Genomic DNA, 21,073 nt, shown 5'->3' on the forward strand with positions numbered 1-21,073 from the left:
GATTAGGGGGTGATGTACCGTGCCCAGTTCGCGGTGGCGATAGCCGACATGACGGTGCGCGTTTTGGCTGCGGCGGGGCCGAAGTAGGGGTAGGCGCCGGTGGGGGCGAGGCCGAGTTCGACGCGGCGGCCGTATTTCATGGTTGGGCCGACCGTTGCTTCGTAAGCACCCATGCTCGTATGGTGCATGCCGTCCGCCATGATCGAGCGGCGCAGGTTGCCGGTGACGACGTTGGGCTTGTCGCCGCCGACGTGTGGTTGCCCTTTTTTGTGGGCGCCCTCAAAGTTCGCCATCGCCTCCTTGATCAGGAACGCGGAGGCTTCGGTCATGTTCGCTTTCGCGGCCTGATCAACACCTGCCCCGATCCGGACGAACGCGGCGGCTACATCCCCGAACCCGGACCATGAAACACTGGTGAACCCGGCCATAGATGTCCTCAGCTAATCGTTGGTTCGGGCGCTGATTTTGCTTGCTGCCGGTTTTCGGCGGCAGTGTAGGCGTCCTGGATGCGGATCATCGCCTCGATGGTTTCGAGGTCCGTGTCAAGGTAGTCGGCGTGGGAACCACCAACGGCTTTCCGGTATTTGTATTCGCGGAGCCAGCCCGTCATTTTCGGGCCGAGCTCCACGGTTCCGCTTCCGGCTAGGGCGTCGGTGAGGCGCCGGATTCCCCAAAAGGGCTGCCCTTGTCCTCCAGTGTCGTTTCGGACGGTTCGAACTGTGCCTGTACCGGGGCCTGGGTGTTGATGGCTGTGGACAGGGCGTCGTATACGGGGGATGGGATGTCCTGCACTGCGTCGATGGTCTCGGGGCGTGGGATGTCGAGGGTCCATGACTTCAGGTGTGTGTAAATGGATGCGTCCTGGATGCGGAAGAACAGGTTTGCTTCGTCCTCGGTGAGGTTCACGTCGGGCATCCCTGCGGTGGCGTCCGGGTTGGGTTTCACGGACCCGTCTGGGAGGTTGAGGGTACCTGCTGACTGCATTTTCTTGATCAATGGCGCGGCTTGGAGTGCGACTACCTGCACGGCGCGCTGCCTGCGGGGGGTGAGCTCGTCGGGGGTGAGGATTTCGGCGGTGCCGCCGGGGATGGTGACAGTGATCGACATGGGGGGATACTCCAGGGGATTGGGGGTTGTGTCCGGCGTGGCGCAGACGGTAGACTCTTCGCATAAGGGAGGTGGCTTCAGTCTGCAAACTGGAGCCACCGGGGTTTAGCTAAGCCATTCCTTTACTAGTAACTTCGCAAGAGCTACTGCTACAGCCGCGACGACTCCACAGAGGCGCGGCTTCCAGAAAGACCCGCCGCGTAATGTGGCGGGTCTTTCTGTTTGCGGGTTTTGCTTAGTAGGCGGTCGAGCTCGTTGTGGAGAGGATCGCCTGGATGGGCGAGAGGTTGCCGTCCAGGGCGTCGGTGGCGTTGGCGATGGCCTCGAAGTTGGATGAAATGGTCATCCAGCCGCTGCTCGCGGGTGCCGGGTCGGCGGTTTCGTAGGCGATCTTGGAACACTGCAGGGTCAGCGGGTGAGCGCCGTCATTCTGTGGGTTGATGGACACGGCAAGCGTCGGCTGCCCGTTGGTAAGCAGGTTCGTCAGGTCGTTGTCTGCGGTTCCTTGGAAAATTGCCCCGAGCGTACCGGTGACAGTGACTTCGCCCGCATAGATTGCAAGCGGTGACTGAGTGCCATTGAGGACCGGGATGGCCTTGCTGCCGCGCTTGATCGTGATCGAAGCGTCCGAGTACTTGCCCAGTGACGCGCCGCCGACCTTGATGTTCGCCGTGAACGGGGGCATTGGCGGGACGACGGAGGGAGTATTCGCGGGAGCGTTGATCGTTGTTGACGGCATGCCCAGCCATGAGATGTCCATGGAGGGGAGTTCGTTGGCTTTGATGCCGATCTTCAATGAGGCGATGACAAGGCCGGGGATCTGCTTGACCTTAGTGTCGGCCATGTAAAGGAATCCGGTGTATGACGGGGGTGTGCCGACGTTCAGTACGGACGTTTTGTGGAGGCTGGCGGCAGTCGTGGGCGGGGTTCCTGCGGTGCCTGCGGCGCCGGTGTCGGTGTAGGTGGTGACGGTTCCCACCGATGCTACGAGGATGTTTTCGGCGCCTGCTGCGGTGCCGCGGTAGATGTTGTAACCAGAGGCTCCGGTTACTGCGGTCCATGAGAGCGGCTGGGATGACGTGGAACCAGTGAGTGTGGCGGTGACTTCGTTGGAGCCGACGCCTTCGCCGCCAGTGGCCGTTGCGGTGATCTTCCAGTAGGTCGCGCCGGCGGGGAGCGTGCCGCCCGTGGTTGCCGTCGCGCCGAGGGTCAGGGTGGGTGCGGTGAGTGTCACTACGGTGTCCGCGACGCCCAAGGTGGCGAGCATGTGGGGGAACAGTGAGTCGGGGTACAGCATGGTCTTGTAGCTGAAGTCCGTGTAGGCCATACCCTGAGCCTGGTTGAACGTGGTGGACATCATGCCGCGGAGGGCTTTGTCCTTGAGTGGGGTTACCTTGTGCGCCCACTTGGGGGAGTCCACGGGAATCCACATGGTGGGGGCTGCGGCGGGGGTTCCGTAGGTCGTTTCTTTAGCGAGCCCGAGCCACTGAAGGTTGCCCGGCAGGTACGTTGTAGGTGCCATTGGCGGCTACTCCTAGTTGGTTGTGGCCGGGGCGGGTGCGCCTTCGGCGGTCGTGGTGTCGGGGGCGGGTTCAGCGGCGGGTGCCGGGTCAACCGGGGCGGGGATCGGGGTGGCTTCGGTCGGAGCGGGGGCGGGATTTGCCTGCGCCCATGCCTCGTCCTCCGGAGAAAGCCCGCGGGAATCAGACGTCTCTTCGAGTTCCGGGTGGAGGTAGGGTTCGTCCGTGTGCACGTGGTCGCCGTGGGCGGCCTCAACCGTGGACCCGTAGGGCGGGGCGTCCCCGTCGGCGGGGGTCAGGAGGGCGTTCACGCCCTGGGAAAGACCGGCCAGTACCCGCGGGTAAGCTCCGGTGAAGAGGTAGTCAGACATGGGCGGTTCTCCTAGAACATGGACAGGTAGGACGCGGACGAAATGGGGGCGGCCTTGGGTTTGGGTGGGCGGACGTGGCCGCGGTGGTGCGTTGTTTTCCGGCCGTGGAAGCGGCGGTGCTGGCCGGGTTTGACGTGGCGGCCGTGGAACTTGCGGCCGTGGAACTTGCGGTGCAGGCCCGCCCTCATGTGCCGCTTGTGCAGGCTGTGGCGTTTGTGCTTGAGGTGCCGGTGGAGGCCCTTGCGGACGTGGCTTTTATGGATGGCGTGGCGGTGGTGGAAGGCGCGGTGCCCGTGGCGTCCCTTGCGGATGCGGTGGGCGGCGTGGCCGCGTGCGGAGCGTCCCCGGAAGGTGCGGTGCCTGCCCGTCTTTGAGGCGTGGCGGACGCCGGGGCGGCGGTGATGCAAGGGCTTGGCGGTGCCGCCTCTGACGCCTGCGTAGCGGCGGTGGTGGTGTTTGTGGACCTGCACCCGGCGGCGTGCCTTGAGGTGGGTTACTGCCCGCCCGGTGCGGCCGCGTCGGGCCATTCGGGAGCGGATCGTGGCCATTAGGCGGGGACGATCTCGGTGACCTTGAACTCGACCCGGACCCAGTTGCGGACCTTGCCGCCGCCGTGGTCCCAGTGGGGCAGGTCCTGGCTGATCTGGATGCCCTGGTCCTGATTGCCTGCCTCGAAGACGATGGTGCCGTCGGTGTTCGCGGCCCGGTTGGAGCGGATGCGGGTGACGACGGCGTCGAGCAGGGAGTCGAGCCCGTCCACCCACACGTCTTTACTGGCGACGGTGGAGGGGATGACGTACTGGTAGAGCAGGACGAGGGAGGCAGTGTAGTCGATCTGCTTGAGGCCGCCATGCTCACCGCCCAAAGCGATGCGCGACTCAGACGAGTGGTCGAGGTGGAGGAAACCCGGGGTGCCGGGCAGGCTGTTCGTCTGCCAGTTGTCCCCGGTCATCTCCCACGGCGCGTCCTTGTATAGGGTGGTGATGCCGGGGGTTCCGGTGAGGAAGGTCTGCAGCGCGGCGCGGACTGTGGCGCGTCCCATGGTGATCCTTCGGTTGTGGAGGGTGCCCCGTCACGTATCCCCACATGAGGGGGCACCCGGAATGGGGGGCCGCTAGGCGGAGCGGACGTAATCGGAGAGCAGGTACTCGGCCATCTCCATGTCGGAGGTGACGCCCGATTCGACGCCCTGGACGTGGTCGGGCTGGGAGGTGGTGGAGGCGATCACGATGGACTCGGAGCCGCGGGTCTTGATTAGCGACTTGGCGATGAGGATGACGGCCTGCTTGATTTCCTGCGGCATGTTCGTCACGGTGTCCCCGGCGGCGTAGGTGCCGATGATGGGGGAGACGGGTACGAGGGCGTTGGTCGCCGTGTTCGAGGGGGTGTAGGACGGGTCGACGGTGACAACCTCAGAGTTGTTCGTGTTCACGAGGTTGACCTGCTGGCCGGGCATGATCCCGAGGGTGCTGGTGACGGTGATCGAGGTCTGGCCGGGGGACGCGCCCGCGTAGAGGGTGGTATTGACCCAGCCGTTGACGTACTGGACCGACGCGAACCGTTGACCCGAGAAGCGGGACCCGAACGGGCTGTTGCCGCCGAGGGGGATGGTCGCGGACTTCTTGCTGATCCACACGTTGGACAGGTCAGTGACGGTGGCCATGGTCGAGGGGGTGGCGCCGATACTGGCACCGGCGACGGCGACGAGGGGGGTGAAGTCCAGCGGGACGCGGAGGACGGGCCCAAGGTTCGGGTCGTTCCGGACCCGGTAGAATCCGGCCTGCGTGTCGAGGGTCGCGCCGAGGATCTTGCGGCAGATCTTGTCCGCCACGCCACTGGCGCGCTGGAGCTGCATCACGAGCGCCGCGGCCTGATGCGCCTGGTTGCTGTCTCCCGGGATGAGCTGGGAGACGTCCATGCCGGTCGGGGCGGCCTTGAACTCTGCGGGGGTCACGTAAATGGACCGGGTCGCGTAGGTCGTCACGTTGGGCGCCGGGATGACGGTGCTGGGCGGCACGTTCTGGGTGTAGACGACAGCCAACGGGGCTCCTCAAAAAGTTAGGGGGCGGTGCCGCCAGCATCCAAAGCGGACACTGGCGGCACCAATTCAGGGCCTAGTTGGCGCTGATGTTGGAAAGGATCGCGCAGCCGACCGGAGCCTTATTGATGAGGGCGGAGGTCGAGAAGACTTCACCGTCCTCACGGGGGCCGCCACCGGCGACGTTCGCGTTACGGCTCGTCGCGTAGCGGTAGTCGGCGACGTCGTCAAGCTGACGCATCTCGAACACGTTGGAGATGTTCGCACCAGCGAACGGTGCGCCCGAGTCGGACACGGCGATCAGCGTGCCCGGGGTCAGGTGCGGCATCACAACGAGGGGAACCGGGATACCACCGGCAGCCTTGTTGATGTAGTGGCCGATGAAGCCACCGGCGGTGATGTTGTTCCGGCCGGTGTCGCCCGGGGCGAGGAACGTCGTTCCGCCGCCAGCGGTGGAGAGCAGCAGCTTGGAGATGCTGTTCGCTTCCTGCGAGGAGATCAGGTAGCGCGTCGGGGATGCCTGGATGTTGTTGAACAGGGCCGAGTTCAGGGCGTCGAGCTCGTTGATGGACTGGCCCGAGGACGTGAACGCTGCACCGTCGAGGGACTGGATGGTCGCGCCCGAGGAGGAGCCGTTACCCTTGGTGACGAGGCCCGTGGCGCCGCCGGTGGCGTAGTCGCCGGCGAGGGTGGCGAGCAGACCGTTGAAGTCCGTGGCCTTCGCCGAGGAGTCCGAGGTCGGCACGGCGGTCGGGGCGACACCGTAGATACCGGGGATGTTCGGGACGGGCTGGTTCGCGGTCGGGATCGCGGTGATGCTGACCTTGTTCACGGTCGTGGTGGTGTAGTAGAAGCCGCCGACGTACCAGTCGTAGGCGACAGCACCGGCGACGGCGGTCACGGAAGCGGAGGCGGAGTTCGTGGCGCCGGTACCCGTGGTCACGGTGCCCTGCGCCGAAGCAATGGTCGAGCCGCCGTAGTTGAAGTTGGAGCCGGTGCGGGCTGCGACCTTGACGTTCACGGCCGTGGTGGCGGCGATGGTGCCGCCCGTGGTGGACGTGGTCACGGTCGGGGTGCCCGGGGTCTGCAGCGCGAAGACCTGGCCGCCGAGGAGCTTACGCTCGGCACCGATCTTGTACTGGTTCATCGCGTTCATCACGGCGATGGCGTGAGCGTCGGCGTAACCCTTGGCGAAGTTGATCGCGTCGCGGGTCACGGTGTAGCCGTAACCGATCTTGCCGTAGGGTGCGGACACGTCGAACTCGTTCAGCAGTGCCAGCGGGGCGCTGTAGTCGAACGCGGTGCCCGGGTCGGCCTGCAGGTTGTTGATGTTCGTCAGCACACGCCACTGGGCGTACTTGGCGCCTTCGGGGGCGGCTTTCTTCGCAACGGAGTCGAAGAACGGGGTGTTGACGGGGATGTTCGATACGAGGTCGGACAGGTCAACACCGACGATGCCGGTACCGGAGGTGACGCCGGCGGTCTGCGCCTTGATCAGGTTGAGGGTTTCGAGAGACTTCTCGTCGTAGTTCACAGGGGAACCTTTCGGATGTTTTGGGGTCGCCAAAGGAGCCCCGTGTCAGGCGGGGCTTGGCGGTTGGGGCGTGGGGTTAGTTCTGGAAGCGGTTCTTGATGGACTCGAACGCGTATGCCTGCTGGGCGTTGGCGATAGCGGTCGGGTCGCCCGATTCCTTGGCGATTTCGACGGACTTTGCCAGGGTGGCGAGTTCGTCGGTGTCGGCGCTGCGCTTGGCAACTCCGGCGGTTCCGGTGGCCCCGTTGAGCTTGGGGCTGTTCCGGTCGTCAGGTTCACGCCCGATTGTTTCGACGCGCTCCTTCAGCAGTTCGTAGCTCTTGGCAAGGTCGTCGTAGGCGGCGACCTTCTCCGCCAGGGGCGCGAAATACTCTTTGAGCAGTGCGGCAACATCAGGTGCCTGTGTGACGGGTTCCGCAGATTTCTCCACGGGGGTTTGGATGGTTTCGGTGCCGGGGATGAGGGCTTCGTCGTCGGCGAGGGATTCGGTGGGTGCGCCGTCGTCGGGCTGCACCTCGTCCGTGGGCTCTTCGGCGGCGGCTTCGAGTTCACCGGCTTCTTCGGCGTCCGCTTCGGAGGTTTCCTCTTCGGCGGCGGCGGACGCGACGGGGGTGAGGGAGTTGGGCTTGACGAATCCGACGAGCTGGCCCGTGTTGTCGTAGACGGGCATGACAGCGTCAGCCTTTTCGACCGACTCGGCGGCGGCTTCGCGGAGAACGTCGATGCCTTCGGCTCCAGCCTCTCCAGCCTTTGCTACAGCATCAAGCTTGGCGACGACGTCATTAATGGACGCGCCTTCGTTGATTTCGGCGTCGTTCTTCTCGACGGGGGTTTCTGTGGTTTCTTCGGCCACGGGGGTTTCCTTTTCTACGGGGGCCTTTTCCGGGGCCGGGAGGGATGCAAGGACTTTCTGGATCGCGTCGGCTGCGTTGCGCAGCGCGGCCTCATTCGCGGAGGACAGGGCGCGCCCGGCTTTCAGGACTTCGGCGAGTTCACTGAAGGGCTCCGGGGCGGTGTCCGCGTCGGCTTCCTTGATGAGTTCGCGGACCATGTCCGCGGGGATCAGCGCGGAAGACTCGGCGGAGGATTTGGCGAGGATGAACCGGTGGCCGTTTGCTGCTTTTCCAACAAGGTCGACGCGGTCGATGTTCACGTCCACCAGTTCGGACATGTCGTCAGGGATGGGCATGAGGGATCAACTTTCGGTCAGGATTGAGGGTTTGCGGCGTTTGGCGGTCCCCTGCGGGGAGTAGCCGGTGAACTCGCCTTTCTCGTACCGCTCCCATGTGGGCTCATCGAGAACGGAGCCGATCAGCCAGTCGCCGGACTTGACGATGACGCCGTCGCCGAGGTCCCAGTCGGGTCCCCGATAGATGTATGACTCGACGGTGTCGGCGTGGCCTTCGGTGCCGTCGGCGTGGTGCAGGCCGATGGAGCGGGAGGACTTGTTGAACGCCCACGCGGCCTTCTCAAGCTCTTCGGGGGTGAAGTAGTCCCGGGAACCGTCCGCGCCAGTAGCGATCCGGGGGTCCGGGCCCGCCTGATACGCGATGCCGAGGACGTAGCGTTGGGGTCGTTCCATGGCGTTAGGCGGTGGTCTGGTCGAGGATCGGCACACCGGCGGCGATGAGCGCCTGGATCAGGTTCTCCACCACAGTGGCCGTGGCGGTGCCGCGGGAACCGGTCACGGCGACAGGGTCGGCGGTGGACAGGGCCGGGGCGAGCGTCGACACGGAACCGTCCGGGGCTTCGGTGTACAGCGTGGGGGCGGTGCACTGGAACAGGGGCCATTGGCCGTCCGCGCCGACCGTGACGCGGCCGCCCGGGAGTGGGTTGCCGTTCGTGTCGGTGAGCGTGGCGGGCGTGGTGAGCCCCGGGTCCACGAACACGATCAGGGCGGACAGTTCACCGGCGGGGGTACGGTTCTGCGGGTAAGTGAAATTCGTCAAGGGTCAGTGTCCTTCGATGTATGGTGAGGCGGCACAGCGGCAGTAGGGGTGGGCTGGGATGAGGTTTTCGCCGACGGGGAAGTGCTTGCCGTCCTTCGCTGAGCAGTTCGCGCCGGTGCTGCAGGCTCCGGCGGAGGTGACCCACACCCATTCGGTGACGCCGAACTCGGCGTACTGTGCGGTCGCTGCGTTGTTCAGCATCCGGGCAGTTTCGGTTTGGGCGATCTTCTCCGCCCTTGCCGGGTCGTCAAGGACGTCGTTGAGGGACCGTGCGATCACGTCGGACGGGTCGCCCGCGTTCACGCCGTCAGCGATCCGGTACGCCAGCTTGTTCACCGTCGTGTCGGTGATGCCCTTGAGCGTGATCCCGGCGTTGTTGAGGGTTTCTTTCCAGCCGAGCGCGGTGATCTGGTTGGCGTCCGTCATCCCGGGTTTCCAGTCGTCCCAGCCGGTGGGGATCTTGCCCATCTGCACCTTCGCGGCCATGGAACCGGCGTTATAGGCGTCGGCCCATGCGTTGGCGAGGACCTGCTCCAGCGTGGAGGGCTGGATGGAGCCGTTGAGCAGGCCGCGGGCGGTGTCGCGGAAGATCTTCATCCCCACGTCCCCGATGCCTTGGGTGGCCGTGATGGCGTTCTCCAGGTCCGCGGCGCGCCACAGGTCCATCAGTGAGGCTTGGACCTGCGGGGCCCAGTAGTCGGTCAGGGACAGGTCCACGGCGTGCTGTGGCGCCATCACCGGCGGGTCATCCCGCCAGCTAGGCGTACCAGCTTTTGGGCTGGCATCAGCCCCGTCGAACGGCTCGTCCTTGGTGACCTGGTCGCGGGTGAACTGCTCGCGGGCCTGATCATTGAGGACCTTCGCTACAGGCGCGGCGATAGCCTCAAACTCGAAGTCCCGCCACTTGCCCGTCTTGGCGCGGGCTTTGGTGAAGGCGCGGAACTTCGCGAGTTCCTTGGTGACGTCCTGTGCGGGGGCCGACTCGTCAAGGACGCCGTCCTCATCCTCATCGTCATCCGCCGGTACCCTGTCAACACCGGTGATCCCAGTGCCCGAGGTGACGCCTGCGGTGAGTTCCTTCGCCACGGGCGCGTCCGGTTTGGCGACGGTTCCGGTGTCCGGGCGCTCGTGCTCCAGGTCGGGGAAGCGCGGCTCGTCCGGGTTGATCGGGGCGCGGTGGAACTCCGGGGAGCCGGGCAGCTTGTCGGGCATCAGCCCGGGGGTGCCGGCGAACGGGGTTTCCGGGAGCGGCACGTCGTCGGCCGGGGCTTTCGTTTCCGGGTCCACCTTGCCGGAAATGGCAAGCAGTGAAACCAGCGGGACGAAGCCCTGGCGCGGCAGGATCAGCCCACGCGGGACCGGGCGCTCGTTGTCCACCGGCAGGCCGAGGATCTGCTCGCGGCCCTCATCGGCGGACGCCATGCCCGATTCGATGTACAGCTTCCACGCCTGCGCCTCCTGAAGGCGGTCTTCCTTGTCGCGGCCGGTGTTAAGTTTGAACTGGACCGGCAGGCCAAGGTCGTGCTGCAGGTAGCGGGTGAGGACACCCTCAACGAACAGCACCCACGGGAGGGTGTTGACGCGGAACTGGGTGTCGGTCTGCGTCTCACCGGTTGCCCGGTTCACGTCGTCGGTCAGGCCAATGTCCTGCGGGACGACACCGAACGCGCCCGCCACCTTGATCGCCAGGTACTTCGGGAACTCGGGGTCGAACGCTGCCGGGGCGGTCCCGGTGAACTTGGCACCATTCGGTACGGCGATGAGCTTGTGGACGATGGACGAGTCGCCCATGAACGTCGCGTCCCAGTAGTCCTGCCATTCGGCGATCTGGTCCGGGGACGACAGGTCCGGGGGAACCTCCATGAAGCCGCCCGGGATGGACCCTTCGGTGAACATCTGCAGCAGGTGCCACTGGAAGCGCATGTCCGTGTTCGTCGCCATGACGACGGTTTCCAGCGGCGCCATGCCGTAGGGGGAGTCTTCCTGCGGCCGGTAGCGCGGGTAGATGATGTCTTCGGCGGTAAAGTCGATGGACGACTGGCCCTTGATGATCTGCTGGTACGCGGGCGCGGGCGCTTTGGGGCGGCGGCCGTTCTCGTCCACAAGCGGCTCAATCGTGGACCCATCGATGACTTCGAGGCCGATGATCTGCCCGGCCTTGTTCCGGCGCCGGTACAGGGGCCCGGAGTCGAACGTGAGGACGCTGTTGAGCCAGAGGGACAGCCACTCGTCATAGGGGTGCTCCCGGTCAGGGAACGCCACCGCGGCGCGTGCGGCAGCGACAGCGGCTTCCCCGTCGCCACGGAAACCGTCCATTGGGGTGATCAGCGGCTCCATGGAACGGAGCTCGTCAATCTTGTGGTTCTTGCACATCTGCGCCACGTCGTAGGCGCGCATGAGTTCGCGGAGAACTTCATACCCGGTGCGGCCCCAGGCGTGGCGGGTCGCCGTGGTGATGTTGACCCCGGCGGGGTAGTCCATAGCGCGGGGCCGGACACTGTACCCGCGGGACGGGGTAATGGGGGTGCCGGGGCCCATGGTGCCGTTGTTCGACATCCCCTGAACGACCATGGCGTCACTGATCGGGGTGGGGGTTGTGGCGCGGCCAAGCAGTCCGCCGTCGCGGAAGAGATCCAGCATGCCCAAGAGAGGGTTACCTTCCGGTCGGTGGTCTGGTGGTGTGTTTCGGTGCGTGGTCCCGCCAGTTGCGGGCGCTGGTGGGGATGGTGGTGCCGTTCGCTTCGGCGCGTGCTTTCATCGCGGTCAGGAACGCGGAGCCTTGCCCGCCGCCGTTTGATAGGTCGGTGAGCGCCCATACGAGGGCGTCCATCCGGTCGGGGGAGCCGCCGGCGAGTGGCGTCCATGTCGTCATCTGGTCTTCGAGTTCGGCCATGGTGCCGTGATGTTTGACGCGGCTTTGTTCGTAGAGTGCGGCGATGGGTTCGGCGCGCTGGATCTTGCCGCGGGAGGCAGTGACGGTTTTGACGGGGACGTTGGGGTTGACCGTCTTGATGATCTGCTCGACCATGTCGCCGCCGTAGTTCCGTTCGGCGACGATCCGGTCGGCGTCGAAGTCCTTGTACGCCTCTACGGCGCGGGATGCCCAGCCTTGCGGGGAGAGCTTGCAGGACCGGTCAGCGAGGATGTAGAACAGCCCGTCTACGCCCTTGCCAGCCACGACAATGCCCTGCTCGTCACTGTTGGGTCCGTCGCCGCCGGAGGGGTCGATGGACACGACGACGCGCTCCATGTCGGGAACGTCGCGCACCTTCGCCTCATCAAGCATTTGCACGGTCCACAGGGCGCCGAGGACGTCATCGAGCATTTCGCCCATGAGTTCCTGCCGCCCAATGCGGGTTCCCTCATAGGTGGCGAGGACCTGCTCCCGGAATGACGGGGCCATGTTGCCGAGGTTGTCGTACGTCGATCCGCGGCTGATCCTGGTTGATTCGCGGGCCATGATTTCGCGGGTGAGCTTGTTTGGCTTCGGCGTGGTGGTGACCATGCAGCGGACGTCCTGCCCGAGCCTGAGCCCGAGCATGAGGTTGTTCCATGCGGTGTCAACGACGTCGCCCTTGCGCGCGTCGGTCCAGGATGAGGCTTCGTCAGCCCATGCGAAGTGGTGCTGGGGGCCGCGGAGCTGGGACGGGACTTCGGCAGAGTAGGCGATGCCGATGGAGCCGTTTGGCCATGTCAGGCGGCGCTTGGACGGCTCGTAGATGGGCTTTTCGCCATCAAGGGCGCACGACATGATGCCGGAGTCGCCTTCGATCATGACGTCTCGCACGTCGGCGGGCGTACGTCCGATTAGGGCGATGCGGCAGCCGGGGTTTTGGGTGGCCTTCTCGATGACCCATTCGGCCGCGGAGCGGGTCTTGCCCGCGCCACGGCCTGCGATGAATGCCCAGATCAGCCAGTCGTCACCTTCGGGCTCAAGCTGTTCGGGGCGGGCAATGTCACGCCACTTCGGGGGACGCTTCTTCTCGAATTCCTTGGCGGCGAGTTCTGCCCAGGAGACGGCCATGGCAGCCTCCTAAGCTCCTTCGCGGGGTGTTGTCGGTTATTCGTCTTCCAGCGGGCAGTTACAGCAGTACTCGTCGTACTCCAGCCCGTCCCAGTACTCGCAAGACCGGCAATGCTCGCCGGGCTCGCGCTCGTCGCAGCAATCCATGGCCTTGCCGCCTTTCATCTATTCGGTGACTTCTTTGTGGATCGCGTCCGCGTAGGCGCGGACGATGGCGAGTTCTTCGAGGACGGCGTCGTGGGTTTCCTGTATGAGCGCTTCGGTGCGGGCCCCGGTGAGGCGCTGACCGACCATGATGACGGACAGGAGGACCAACTGGAGGAACGCCTGAGCGGTCCACTGCGCTATCGCGGTGACGGTCGGGTCGAACAGGCCCGGCGTGGCGACGACGGCGATCCCGGCGAACACGATGGCGCACCACATGGTGCCGACCGCGGACGTGATCCGCACCGCTACGGCGTCGAGGTACTTACCCATTGGGCGGGGTCCATCCGAGGCTTTCGAGGAGCTGCGCGGTCTGCTCGTCAACCGACACGGCGGCTTTGCCCTCGTAGGCAAATGCGCTTGGGAGGAACCTGATCTCTGCTAATGCCCAGTTTTCTGCCGTGACTTCGAACTTGATGGCCTGTGCGTTTCTGTAGGGTTCGCCGTCGATTTCGACTGTGGTGGTACTCGGGTTGCCGGGGGATGTGATCTTGATGTCACGCAGCACGGCATTCCGCGCTACCTTGATGGGAATAACGACGGGCGGAAGAAATGACATGGGGATATGCCTTTGCGCTAGTGTGTTGATGGTGTTGCCCCGGTAGCTCAGTGGATAGAGCGACCGCCTTCTAAGCGGTTGGCCGCAGGTTCGATCCCTGCCCGGGGTGCTAGAGCCAGCCGTGGGACTGGAAGTAGCGCTCAAAATCCCCTGGCGTAACTAGTTCGGGGATGTCAGGGAACAGGTGGAACCCTGCCTTGGTGTATATATCATCGGATAATTGCGAACAATTCTCATTAGGCCGTTTGGATAGCCATTCCGCTAACCAGCCGTCAACTTTCCGGCCGCTGATTCGCTCCCACAGCAGGGGCGGGTAGATGGCGTAGTTATAGGGTCGACGCTCGTATTCGGCGGCGGCGTCCCGGATGAGGGTCCGCTGATCGTCGGTCAGGTCGAAGCGGGACCAGTCAAGGCTGGGGTAGTCGCTGATCGCCCGGAACCGGACGCCGCCCGGCTCGGCACTGATGCACGCCGTCTCACTGATCGCCACAACAACATGGTGCGTGTGGGAGTACGTCGCCCATTCGATAGCCTTGCCGATCCACCCGCCCGAGTGCCGGCGCAAACCGATCTGGCCGGTGATCACTTGCGTTTCTCCCGGTCGTGTTCGGTGGTGACGCGCTGGTTCACGGTGAGGCTGTAGTGGCGGCAGCGGGGGCAGCGCGGGGAGTCCAGGCATGGCCTATCGCAGTGTGGGCACTGGGCGACGGTGCCGACCATGGCCTTGGCGAGGCCGCACGCACACAGGACAGTCACACGGGCCTCCCAAGGGTGTTGTAAGAGTGGTGCCCCGTTTGTGCTTCCGGTTTCTGGGCGTGCTCCGGTTTTGGTCACTCTCCGCTTCGGTCCCTGTTCTCATGGAAGGGCTCACTGTGGGGAGGACGTGATCGTGGGCGCAGGTGGACACGGATGAAGTGCCACGGCTACCTGTCATTCAATGCCACGCCACCACAGCGGGCACCCTCGCAAATCGGGCGGCCTCTTGTTTCGCAGGTTTGCCAACTGCGCCCCCACCTTCGCGGGAGAGTGTCCAAACACTGCCCGCTGTTTGACCGAATGGTCCATGCGGGGGTGTTTGAACGCGCGATAACGGGCGCACCCGCCCCGGCAACATTCAGGCTCGGGGAATCATGTGCTATTTCGGGCGCGCTTTCCCGTCGTTGCGGCCAATAGCTTGACCGCCCCATTTCGTTGTTTGCATCGTAGAGAGGCCATAGGGGTGAGCTGACATGGGTGGGCTCGAACCACCGACAACCCGATTAACAGTCGGGCGCTCTGCCATCTGAGCTACACGTCATGGCAAAGGCGGCAGGACTCGAACCTGCAACCTGCGGTTTTGGAGACCGCTGCTCTACCAGTTGAGCTACGCCAATACGCGCCATTTACCGCACGTCTGCGGCTCTCAGGGATGGCTCTCCTGCCCCGTCAACTTGAGCCCGTGGTGGCATCAGCGGTCTACCGGGGAACAAAAGCAGGCGCCGGAAATCTGCGCCGCTGCCAGCCGCCGAAGCGGGCTGGGGGGTGCGTGGTGCCAGGCCCCGCCTTAGTGCACTCGGCGGGGTCCGGCGGTGCCAATCTCTCGCCCCGGATTGGCGCGGGGATACTACTCTTCCCGCTGGAATGTCAGCAGGTAGCGGCCGCCTTGCTCGAATCGCTCCGCAACTGCGTCAGTGACGTGCATCTGGGCGGACAGGCCGGGCGTGTACTTCGCCCACGCCTTATTGCGCTCGTCGCTGTAGTCAGCGATGAAGTTCAGAGCCTTCTGGCCGGCGCTGCTTTCGCCCTTGGTGTGCAGTGTGACGACGGCGGTGGTCTTCGGCGCGGACTCTGCGCTCCGCTCGACGGCCGCCCATGCGCCGGGATGGAAACTTGCAACGTTGCCGCTGCCCGTCTTGGTGATGTGAAGCTGGCCGGTGTCATCGACGTGCCAGCCGGTCGCGTCGGGGAATGCCCGGTGGCCGTAGTCGGCTGATGCTGTGACGTGAATTGTCATGGTGGTACTCCTGCTTGGTGGTGGTGGTGTTATTTGGTGGTTTTAGCGCCATAGCCGGAGCCAGCGGCGCGGGCGGTGGATTCGTTACAAAAATGCGGGGTCTGACCAGCCGAGCGGGTCATGCTCTCCGATCAGGAGAGCGAGGATGCCGGAGCGGGAGAACTTGCCCGTCATGTCACGGAGCCACTTTGAGCCGCCGTCGGCGCTGGGGCATTGGAATACCGTGGCGCTGCCGAGGTCGAAGCACTGGAAGTTATGCCGGTGGGCGGTGATCCAGATGCGTGCGCGGTGCGCCTGCGCGTCTCCGCGGACCTGACCGTTCAGCCACTTCTCGAAGCCCGTGGCGTCACTGCCCGGGATCTTATGCCCATGGTTGAATCCGACTGGCACGCCGGCGATGTCCGCGTAGACGTTCATCTCGTCGTGCGGGATGGTGAACTTCACATGGTCGAAGTCAGCACGTCCGGCCAGGATTCGCTGGAGGGATTCCGCAAGGAACGCGCCGCCGCTATCCGAGTCAGATGTCTGGTTCTTTCGTCCGCCGAACCTGCCCATTTCCGTGTGGTTGCAGAGGACGGAGACGAACTGGGCCCGGTCGAACTGGGGGAACAGTTCGCGTGCGTAGGTTTCCCAGATGTCGAGGACGAAGTTCATTTGGCCGCGGTGATTGAGTTCCACAGTGAAGAGTTGCGAGTCGTAGTTGCCCGCGCATCCTTCGTAGGGGTCGCCGTTGTTGACCAGGACGATTTCGTCAATGTTGCGACCGACGCTGCGGTGCCGGTCGATGGCCGCTTGGAAGTTCTCCAGCCCGTCGAGGAGGCGCTGTTCGGTGGCTTTGACTCCGCCGCCTTCGCCTTTGCCGCCTTGGATGTCGGCAAGGTTCAGGGTCGCTGCGATTGCGGGGCCTAGGCCAGTTCCGGGTATACGGCGGGGGAGTCTGTATGACTGGAGGCGCTTGCGGGCTTCGGCGATGTCCGAGTCACTCAGTCCGGCTTGTGCGCGCCGTTTGAACCGTGCCCGGTACGAGTAGAGCTGCACGACGTCCCGGGTGCCGTCGTCAAGGGCTTTGGACTGCTGCCAGGTGGAGCAGCGCACTGTGTCGTCAACGATGTCAAACGATGCCGGGTCAAGGTTGAACCGTTCAAAGATCTGGGTCCAGTCGGTGACGGGCTCTTCGGTTTGCACGTCGATGAACTCGCCGCCGTCGCTGGTGACGTCAGCTTTCCCGGTGAGGGTGGGGGCCTGCTGCTTCGGTGCCGCCGGCGCCTTGACTGCATCCCCCGCATCCCCGCAGGTGCATTGCCCGGCCCGGTGCCGGTTGATGGTGGACTTCCCGATCCCGGCGAGCAGGCCGGCTTCGCGGGAGGTCAGTTCTTCCCATGCGGTGAGGGATGACCCGGCGGCGGCAACATACTTGCAGGCTGGCACGGGCACCGCCTCTCCTTTTGGGCAGCAAAAAGGGCCGAAGCATCACCGCTCCGGCCCTTTCGCCACTTCTACGTATGAACCAAGTTAGTCGCCAGTTTCGGATTTGTCAACACCGGGAGTGTGCGGGTTTCGTGCTGCGGGCATCAAGCCTTATGAACCGACGCTTTGACATCCCGATCTGGATGCGCGCTGACCGCTCGCAGCGCCGCGTCATAAGCACCGCGCCACGTTGCCGACTCACCGCCACCTACGGGCGCCCACCATGTTCCGTCCGGCGCTACATGCCATAACCCAAACCGCCACATACTTATACCCCCCACTCCGGCCGATAATCCGGGTGCGAGGCGTATACGGCGGCGAGGTGGCCGAGTGCGATCTCCAAGCCAATCTCACGGGCGACGGACAGGTCGGCATCTTGAGCGGTGAATACGACCGCATCGCACTCAGCCTGATACTCCCGGACAATCGCCCGTTTCGCGGCGCACTCGTCAAGGATGCGGGCGTTCATCCTGGTCAGCGTTGGGGTTGTGCCCCACAGCAGTTCCCGGTTAGCGTCGAACTCATCCTCTTCGATCCGCGCTTCCAGAAACTCGGTGATGGTCACCATGGCAGCCACTCTCCAAGGCGGTTGGTGTACCTGGGGGCGGCGCCGTGTCCGTTGTAGCGGCGTTCGTGGAGTGCCGTTAGTATGCCCTGTGGCTTGCCGCCGACTTCGGCCTCGTAGATACTGAGGCAGTCCGCATAGAAGTCCTCGTTCGGGATCACTTCTAGCGCTCCGGCTTTCGCTGCCTCTATTGTCTCGGCGACTAGGAGCAGTTCCGATTCTTCGTGAGACGTCTCGCCAACCAGCAGATAAACCTTCATGCGTCGAGTTCTTCCAGTCGTTCGGGTGTGATGGTCGTTGTTCTCACTTCAGCACCGCCCGCAGCAGCGCCCCGAGTATCCCGCCAGTGCGCCGGTAGACCTGCTTCCGGATGATGCGCTTCCCCACGGCTTCGGGGCCCTTGCGGAGCGCCCTGCCGTCAGCGGAGAGCCTGGCCGCATGGAACAGGATGGACGTTAGGGAGCGAGTCACGGTGTCTCTTCTTTCACGTAGCCGGCGAGTCGTTCCCGGATGATGTCGGACAGGGTTTCCCCGCGCTCGGCGGCGACGGCCAGGGCCGCGTGCCACAGCTCGTCGGGGATGCGGACCGTGCGGCGGGTTGTCGCCGTCATCGGGTCAGCCTGTAGGGGTTGGTTGGCGGGTCCATGTTTTCGTCATCCCATGTCCACGCCTTGTACGCCTCGATAGCCTCGTCCCACACTCCCGCAAGCATGTGCGGGGCTGCGGCTTCGAGGATTGTGCGAACTCGTGCCATGGCTTCGGCGCGGTCGTCTTCGGATGCGTCCTCCCATGGAACCCCGTATCGCCCGTCTTCGATGAGGACCCGTGCGCCGCTCTCTACCGCTTCGTAGCTGGTCACTTTGTGTCCTCCAACAGTTCGATGGTGCGTTGCGCGGAATCAAGCCGCGCCCGCGTGGCCTGGTTTGGTACCCGCTCCCACTGTTCCTGGTAGTAGGGGAGTGCGGCCCTCGCTAGTGCGAGGGCTTCCGCCCTTGTCGTCATGCGGCGAGCGTGACGGTTGAGCCGGCGGGGAGGGCGGTGACGTTGAAGCCTTTGCCCATGTGCCCGATCTTGTAGAGGTCCGGGTTGCCGAAGTTGTCAACGGTGAGTACCTCTACGGCCTTCTTGCGGCCTTCGATGAGGATCATCATTCCGGCTTCGAGTTTTTCTACCTTGATCATTTTCTTGCCTTCCCTAGCGGCTTGTTCCGTTGTACTAAGCCTAGGCTGTCATGACAGCAAAGTCAACACTTCCAGCACGAAAAATAACCACTGCCACTATTCCCCGGCAATGGCTATTTGACAGCCTCAACTATTCAGCTCCGGCCACTCCTGCGGCTGCTTCAGATAGCCGATGGTGGACGCCATGCGCATAAGGTCCTCGAATTGCCATGTCATGAAGCGGGCCGCTGGTTCGCCGTCGACGTAGTAGGTGACGATGTCGCTGGTGTGGTGGACTTCGAGGGCGTGCGTGTGGTGCTCCTCGGCTCCCCAGAACCCCTCAGTGGTGAAGGGCCTGCCCTCCCTGCTTTCAGTTCCCACCGAGCTCTCTAAGCGTCTCCGGCACAACTACCCCCACGAGCGCGGTCTGTTCCGGCGTCAGGTCCAGCCGGCCAAGGACGCGCTGCATGGCGGTGACGAAGAGCTGGGCTGTCTGCTCGTCCAGCTTGAGCTTTCGTTCTTCAAATCCGGATTTGATCAAAATTTCGAGGAACTTCCCGGTTTGCGCCATGGCGGCCATGTAAAGCTTTACCTCACCACGAATCTGCTCGCCGCCCTTATCGTTCTCATAGCGGATCTCACTTAGTGCGTTGACCCGCTGCCCGAGAGCTTCCATAGTGTGCTCCGCAGAAGCCGCCAGCCTGGATAGGGTCTCCAGTGGGTCGGCAACGCCTTCGACACCATACGCGGCGATGACTGCCTGCGGGTCAGCTTCGTACAGTTCGGCGACGATGCGGCGGTTCTCCCGTTCCTGCGCGGCACGCTTGGTGCGTTCTGCCGCGCCGCCGTGCCGGTAACACACTGTTGCGCCCGGGTCGATCCTCGTGTGCATGCACGGCTCACCAGCGCGGGTATGCGCCGAGCACCACGGATGCTCCTTACCGCACTTCGGGCAGGGTTCTTCGGTGTCGCTCACTGCGTGCACCGGCCATTCGGATGCAGGGTTTCCTTGAACTTTTCGAAGTCGAGCCGTAGTTGCGCGTCGGCCAGGAGTCGGCGCGCCTTGCGCCGTGCGCCACGATGGGTCCATGCCTTGCCCCACATCATTTGCCGCGGGAGCCAGCCGCCACCACGATCCTGGGATACTTCGATCTCGTAGGTCCCGTACTCGTTCCTTGTGATCTCGGCTTTCAGTTCCCCTCTCACTGCTCCACCACGTCCCGTGCCTGCCTGTCGTGCACGTCGAGTTCCGCCAGTGTCGCCGCGTCAATCGTGCCGACGTGGGCGGCTCGGCGTCTCAGCCAGGACTCGTTGCGCTCATGGGCGGCCTCGACAAGCCCCCGCTCAATGGCCACCTGATGCTGAGCATCCTCAAGTTTCTTGAGCGCGTGATGGTAGTTGACGAGCGCGTTGATGTAGGCCTGGCCGGACTCTTCGACGCTGCGGGTCAGGTCGCTCACTTCGCGCCCGCCTTGTACCGGTCATCGAATCCGCGCTGTTCCTCCATGAAGGTCAGCAGGGCGAGGGCGTGGAACGCGACAGAGGCCATGTGCGGCAGGTCCATCTCGGCGTCATTGTCTTCGCCGTTCCAGAACTGGGTGGCGTGCCGCTGTAGGGCGGCGTAGGACTTGGACCATTCGTAGCCCTTGCGCCAGTTGTGCGCGGCGTACTTGGCCGCTCCCCGGCCATACAGGGCAGCCACCTTCGACAGCGCACCTACCGGGATCAGGTCGTATCGTTCCGGCTTGGTGCCCTTCTCCCCACCCGTGGTGGACGTGGTGCGTACTTCGCCGAAGATCTTTGCGCGTGCCTGATTTGGGGAGAGTTCACCACGAGTGACCTTCTCGATAATGTCAGCATGGGTCGGCTTGATTGTCCCGGAGGGCTTGTGTGGTGGTACGAGCGTCACGGTAGGGCCGCCCTTGCTGAAGTCCGCAAGCTCACCAACAGGCAGGCCCAGTGCGTGGGCGAGAGCTATCTCGGCGGCGACGCCGGAGGACTTCTTCCACCCGGGCAGGAGCGCCACGGCTTCGGCGTAGAGGCTGATGTACTCAGTGTCAGCGCGGAGCGCTTCCCGTAGGCTGAATCCCTCGTTGGCGAGGTCCTCATGCCCGGTCATGCCATGCGTGCTGAATCCTGCGGAGCGGTCACGGTCGGCGGGATTGAACACGTCATGCCCTAGCGCTTCCAGTGTCGCCGCGCCAGCGTCAAACGCGGGGAAGTTGAATTCTTTGATGCCGCGCATAGGGCCGGCGAGGTAGATTCTCATTTGGTGCCTGCTTTCACTGTGGGTTTGTGGAGGTGTCGTAGCGGGTTTTCCCCGTCGAATCCGTACTCCATGACGTGTTGCCACCAGAACTGGAAGCGGGGCCGTTCGACCGGGTCAAGGCGGGGCGTGTAGTCGTGCAGCAGGTGCGCGCCGAGTTCGGCGGGGGCGTCGTCGTGGTGCAGGGTCGCGTTGATGACCCGCTCCACCGTGCGCGCCACAATCCACTCCCGGTACGTCGGGTCAATCACATACCCGTACCGGTCCCGCTCCCACAGCATCCAGACGTGGCGGCGGAGTTCCACGTACCTCAAGG

General features: G+C 64.2%; 32 protein-coding genes and 2 tRNA genes. 1 reads left to right on the forward strand and 33 read right to left on the reverse strand.

The window, feature by feature from the left end:
* Window positions 1–2: 2 nt before the first annotated feature.
* The 16 genes from IEW19_RS07515 to IEW19_RS07590 form a co-directional block, all read right to left on the reverse strand.
* Entirely contained in the window at window positions 3–428 is a 426-nt protein-coding gene (locus tag IEW19_RS07515) for an HK97 gp10 family phage protein (protein ID WP_188571033.1), read from the reverse strand.
* An 8-nt stretch (window positions 429–436) separates the two neighbouring features.
* On the reverse strand, window positions 437–610 hold the full coding sequence (locus IEW19_RS07520; RefSeq protein WP_188571034.1) for a hypothetical protein: 174 nt from the start codon (window positions 608–610) through the stop codon (window positions 437–439).
* 32 nt (window positions 611–642) lie between these two features.
* Window positions 643–1,107: a hypothetical protein gene (locus tag IEW19_RS07525; RefSeq protein ID WP_188571035.1), complete on the reverse strand. Its 465-nt coding sequence runs from the start codon at window positions 1,105–1,107 to the stop codon at window positions 643–645.
* Between the two features lie 235 nt (window positions 1,108–1,342).
* Complete coding sequence (locus IEW19_RS07530; protein ID WP_188571036.1) at window positions 1,343–2,629, reverse strand: phage tail tube protein; 1,287 nt, start codon at window positions 2,627–2,629, stop codon at window positions 1,343–1,345.
* A gap of 12 nt (window positions 2,630–2,641) precedes the next feature.
* Window positions 2,642–2,998, reverse strand: coding sequence for a hypothetical protein (locus tag IEW19_RS07535; RefSeq protein WP_188571037.1), 357 nt, complete (start codon window positions 2,996–2,998; stop codon window positions 2,642–2,644).
* An 11-nt stretch (window positions 2,999–3,009) separates the two neighbouring features.
* Complete coding sequence (locus IEW19_RS07540) at window positions 3,010–3,525, reverse strand: hypothetical protein (protein WP_188571038.1); 516 nt, start codon at window positions 3,523–3,525, stop codon at window positions 3,010–3,012.
* Window positions 3,526–3,545: 20 nt separating this feature from the next.
* Entirely contained in the window at window positions 3,546–4,040 is a 495-nt protein-coding gene (locus tag IEW19_RS07545) for a hypothetical protein (RefSeq protein ID WP_188571039.1), read from the reverse strand.
* A 72-nt stretch (window positions 4,041–4,112) separates the two neighbouring features.
* A complete protein-coding gene (locus tag IEW19_RS07550; protein WP_188571040.1) occupies window positions 4,113–5,039 on the reverse strand; it encodes a hypothetical protein in 927 nt (308 codons plus the stop codon).
* Between the two features lie 73 nt (window positions 5,040–5,112).
* Window positions 5,113–6,570, reverse strand: a complete 1,458-nt coding sequence (locus tag IEW19_RS07555) for a hypothetical protein (RefSeq protein WP_188571041.1) — start codon at window positions 6,568–6,570, stop codon at window positions 5,113–5,115.
* Between the two features lie 76 nt (window positions 6,571–6,646).
* Complete coding sequence (locus tag IEW19_RS07560; protein WP_188571042.1) at window positions 6,647–7,759, reverse strand: hypothetical protein; 1,113 nt, start codon at window positions 7,757–7,759, stop codon at window positions 6,647–6,649.
* 6 nt (window positions 7,760–7,765) lie between these two features.
* Window positions 7,766–8,152, reverse strand: a complete 387-nt coding sequence (locus tag IEW19_RS07565; protein WP_188571043.1) for an XkdF-like putative serine protease domain-containing protein — start codon at window positions 8,150–8,152, stop codon at window positions 7,766–7,768.
* A gap of 4 nt (window positions 8,153–8,156) precedes the next feature.
* Window positions 8,157–8,519, reverse strand: coding sequence for a hypothetical protein (locus IEW19_RS07570; RefSeq protein WP_188571044.1), 363 nt, complete (start codon window positions 8,517–8,519; stop codon window positions 8,157–8,159).
* Between the two features lie 3 nt (window positions 8,520–8,522).
* Window positions 8,523–11,159, reverse strand: coding sequence for a phage portal protein (locus IEW19_RS07575; RefSeq protein WP_188571045.1), 2,637 nt, complete (start codon window positions 11,157–11,159; stop codon window positions 8,523–8,525).
* Window positions 11,160–11,172: 13 nt separating this feature from the next.
* Entirely contained in the window at window positions 11,173–12,543 is a 1,371-nt protein-coding gene (locus IEW19_RS07580; RefSeq protein WP_188571046.1) for a DNA-packaging protein, read from the reverse strand.
* A gap of 165 nt (window positions 12,544–12,708) precedes the next feature.
* Window positions 12,709–13,020, reverse strand: coding sequence for a hypothetical protein (locus IEW19_RS07585; protein WP_188571047.1), 312 nt, complete (start codon window positions 13,018–13,020; stop codon window positions 12,709–12,711).
* Complete coding sequence (locus tag IEW19_RS07590; RefSeq protein WP_188571048.1) at window positions 13,013–13,306, reverse strand: hypothetical protein; 294 nt, start codon at window positions 13,304–13,306, stop codon at window positions 13,013–13,015. Before IEW19_RS07590 ends, IEW19_RS07585 begins: the two co-directional genes overlap by 8 nt.
* A gap of 36 nt (window positions 13,307–13,342) precedes the next feature.
* Between IEW19_RS07590 and IEW19_RS07595 the strand changes: the two genes are divergently transcribed.
* A tRNA-Arg gene (locus tag IEW19_RS07595) sits at window positions 13,343–13,415 on the forward strand.
* Here the strand turns inward: IEW19_RS07595 and IEW19_RS07600 are convergent.
* The 17 genes from IEW19_RS07600 to IEW19_RS07680 all read right to left on the reverse strand — a co-directional run bounded on the left by IEW19_RS07600 (window position 13,416) and on the right by IEW19_RS07680 (window position 21,071).
* A complete protein-coding gene (locus IEW19_RS07600) occupies window positions 13,416–13,892 on the reverse strand; it encodes a hypothetical protein (protein WP_188571049.1) in 477 nt (158 codons plus the stop codon).
* Window positions 13,893–14,530: 638 nt separating this feature from the next.
* Window positions 14,531–14,603 (reverse strand) — tRNA-Asn (locus IEW19_RS07605).
* Window positions 14,604–14,909: 306 nt separating this feature from the next.
* A complete protein-coding gene (locus IEW19_RS07610; protein WP_188571050.1) occupies window positions 14,910–15,299 on the reverse strand; it encodes a hypothetical protein in 390 nt (129 codons plus the stop codon).
* Between the two features lie 84 nt (window positions 15,300–15,383).
* Entirely contained in the window at window positions 15,384–16,733 is a 1,350-nt protein-coding gene (locus IEW19_RS07615; RefSeq protein WP_188571051.1) for a hypothetical protein, read from the reverse strand.
* A gap of 301 nt (window positions 16,734–17,034) precedes the next feature.
* Window positions 17,035–17,334: a DUF6221 family protein gene (locus IEW19_RS07620; protein ID WP_188571052.1), complete on the reverse strand. Its 300-nt coding sequence runs from the start codon at window positions 17,332–17,334 to the stop codon at window positions 17,035–17,037.
* Window positions 17,328–17,591, reverse strand: a complete 264-nt coding sequence (locus IEW19_RS07625) for a hypothetical protein (RefSeq protein ID WP_188571053.1) — start codon at window positions 17,589–17,591, stop codon at window positions 17,328–17,330. The genes IEW19_RS07620 and IEW19_RS07625 overlap by 7 nt, the downstream gene beginning before the upstream one ends.
* Window positions 17,592–17,634: 43 nt before the next feature.
* Window positions 17,635–17,802: a hypothetical protein gene (locus IEW19_RS07630; RefSeq protein ID WP_188571054.1), complete on the reverse strand. Its 168-nt coding sequence runs from the start codon at window positions 17,800–17,802 to the stop codon at window positions 17,635–17,637.
* The gene (locus tag IEW19_RS07635; protein ID WP_188571055.1) at window positions 17,799–17,942 is read right to left on the reverse strand and encodes a hypothetical protein; all 144 of its coding nucleotides are present in this window, start codon (window positions 17,940–17,942) and stop codon (window positions 17,799–17,801) included. The genes IEW19_RS07630 and IEW19_RS07635 overlap by 4 nt, the downstream gene beginning before the upstream one ends.
* The gene (locus IEW19_RS07640; RefSeq protein ID WP_188571056.1) at window positions 17,939–18,190 is read right to left on the reverse strand and encodes a hypothetical protein; all 252 of its coding nucleotides are present in this window, start codon (window positions 18,188–18,190) and stop codon (window positions 17,939–17,941) included. The genes IEW19_RS07635 and IEW19_RS07640 overlap by 4 nt, the downstream gene beginning before the upstream one ends.
* A complete protein-coding gene (locus tag IEW19_RS07645; RefSeq protein ID WP_188571057.1) occupies window positions 18,187–18,333 on the reverse strand; it encodes a hypothetical protein in 147 nt (48 codons plus the stop codon). The genes IEW19_RS07640 and IEW19_RS07645 overlap by 4 nt, the downstream gene beginning before the upstream one ends.
* Entirely contained in the window at window positions 18,330–18,512 is a 183-nt protein-coding gene (locus IEW19_RS07650; RefSeq protein ID WP_188571058.1) for a hypothetical protein, read from the reverse strand. The genes IEW19_RS07645 and IEW19_RS07650 overlap by 4 nt, the downstream gene beginning before the upstream one ends.
* Window positions 18,513–18,638: 126 nt before the next feature.
* Window positions 18,639–18,872 (reverse strand): hypothetical protein, encoded by a 234-nt coding sequence (locus tag IEW19_RS07655; RefSeq protein WP_188571059.1) that lies wholly within the window; start codon window positions 18,870–18,872, stop codon window positions 18,639–18,641.
* Window positions 18,862–19,467: a hypothetical protein gene (locus IEW19_RS07660; protein WP_188571060.1), complete on the reverse strand. Its 606-nt coding sequence runs from the start codon at window positions 19,465–19,467 to the stop codon at window positions 18,862–18,864. The genes IEW19_RS07655 and IEW19_RS07660 overlap by 11 nt, the downstream gene beginning before the upstream one ends.
* Window positions 19,464–19,697 (reverse strand): hypothetical protein, encoded by a 234-nt coding sequence (locus IEW19_RS07665; RefSeq protein ID WP_188571061.1) that lies wholly within the window; start codon window positions 19,695–19,697, stop codon window positions 19,464–19,466. Before IEW19_RS07665 ends, IEW19_RS07660 begins: the two co-directional genes overlap by 4 nt.
* On the reverse strand, window positions 19,694–19,951 hold the full coding sequence (locus IEW19_RS07670) for a hypothetical protein (RefSeq protein ID WP_188571062.1): 258 nt from the start codon (window positions 19,949–19,951) through the stop codon (window positions 19,694–19,696). The genes IEW19_RS07665 and IEW19_RS07670 overlap by 4 nt, the downstream gene beginning before the upstream one ends.
* Complete coding sequence (locus tag IEW19_RS07675; RefSeq protein WP_188571063.1) at window positions 19,948–20,760, reverse strand: dATP/dGTP diphosphohydrolase domain-containing protein; 813 nt, start codon at window positions 20,758–20,760, stop codon at window positions 19,948–19,950. Before IEW19_RS07675 ends, IEW19_RS07670 begins: the two co-directional genes overlap by 4 nt.
* Entirely contained in the window at window positions 20,757–21,071 is a 315-nt protein-coding gene (locus IEW19_RS07680) for a hypothetical protein (RefSeq protein WP_188571064.1), read from the reverse strand. The genes IEW19_RS07675 and IEW19_RS07680 overlap by 4 nt, the downstream gene beginning before the upstream one ends.
* Between the last annotated feature and the right edge of the window lie 2 nt (window positions 21,072–21,073).

Origin of the sequence: Arthrobacter liuii (assembly GCF_014639275.1) — a bacterium.
Classification (GTDB): Bacteria; Actinomycetota; Actinomycetes; order Actinomycetales; family Micrococcaceae; genus Arthrobacter; species Arthrobacter liuii.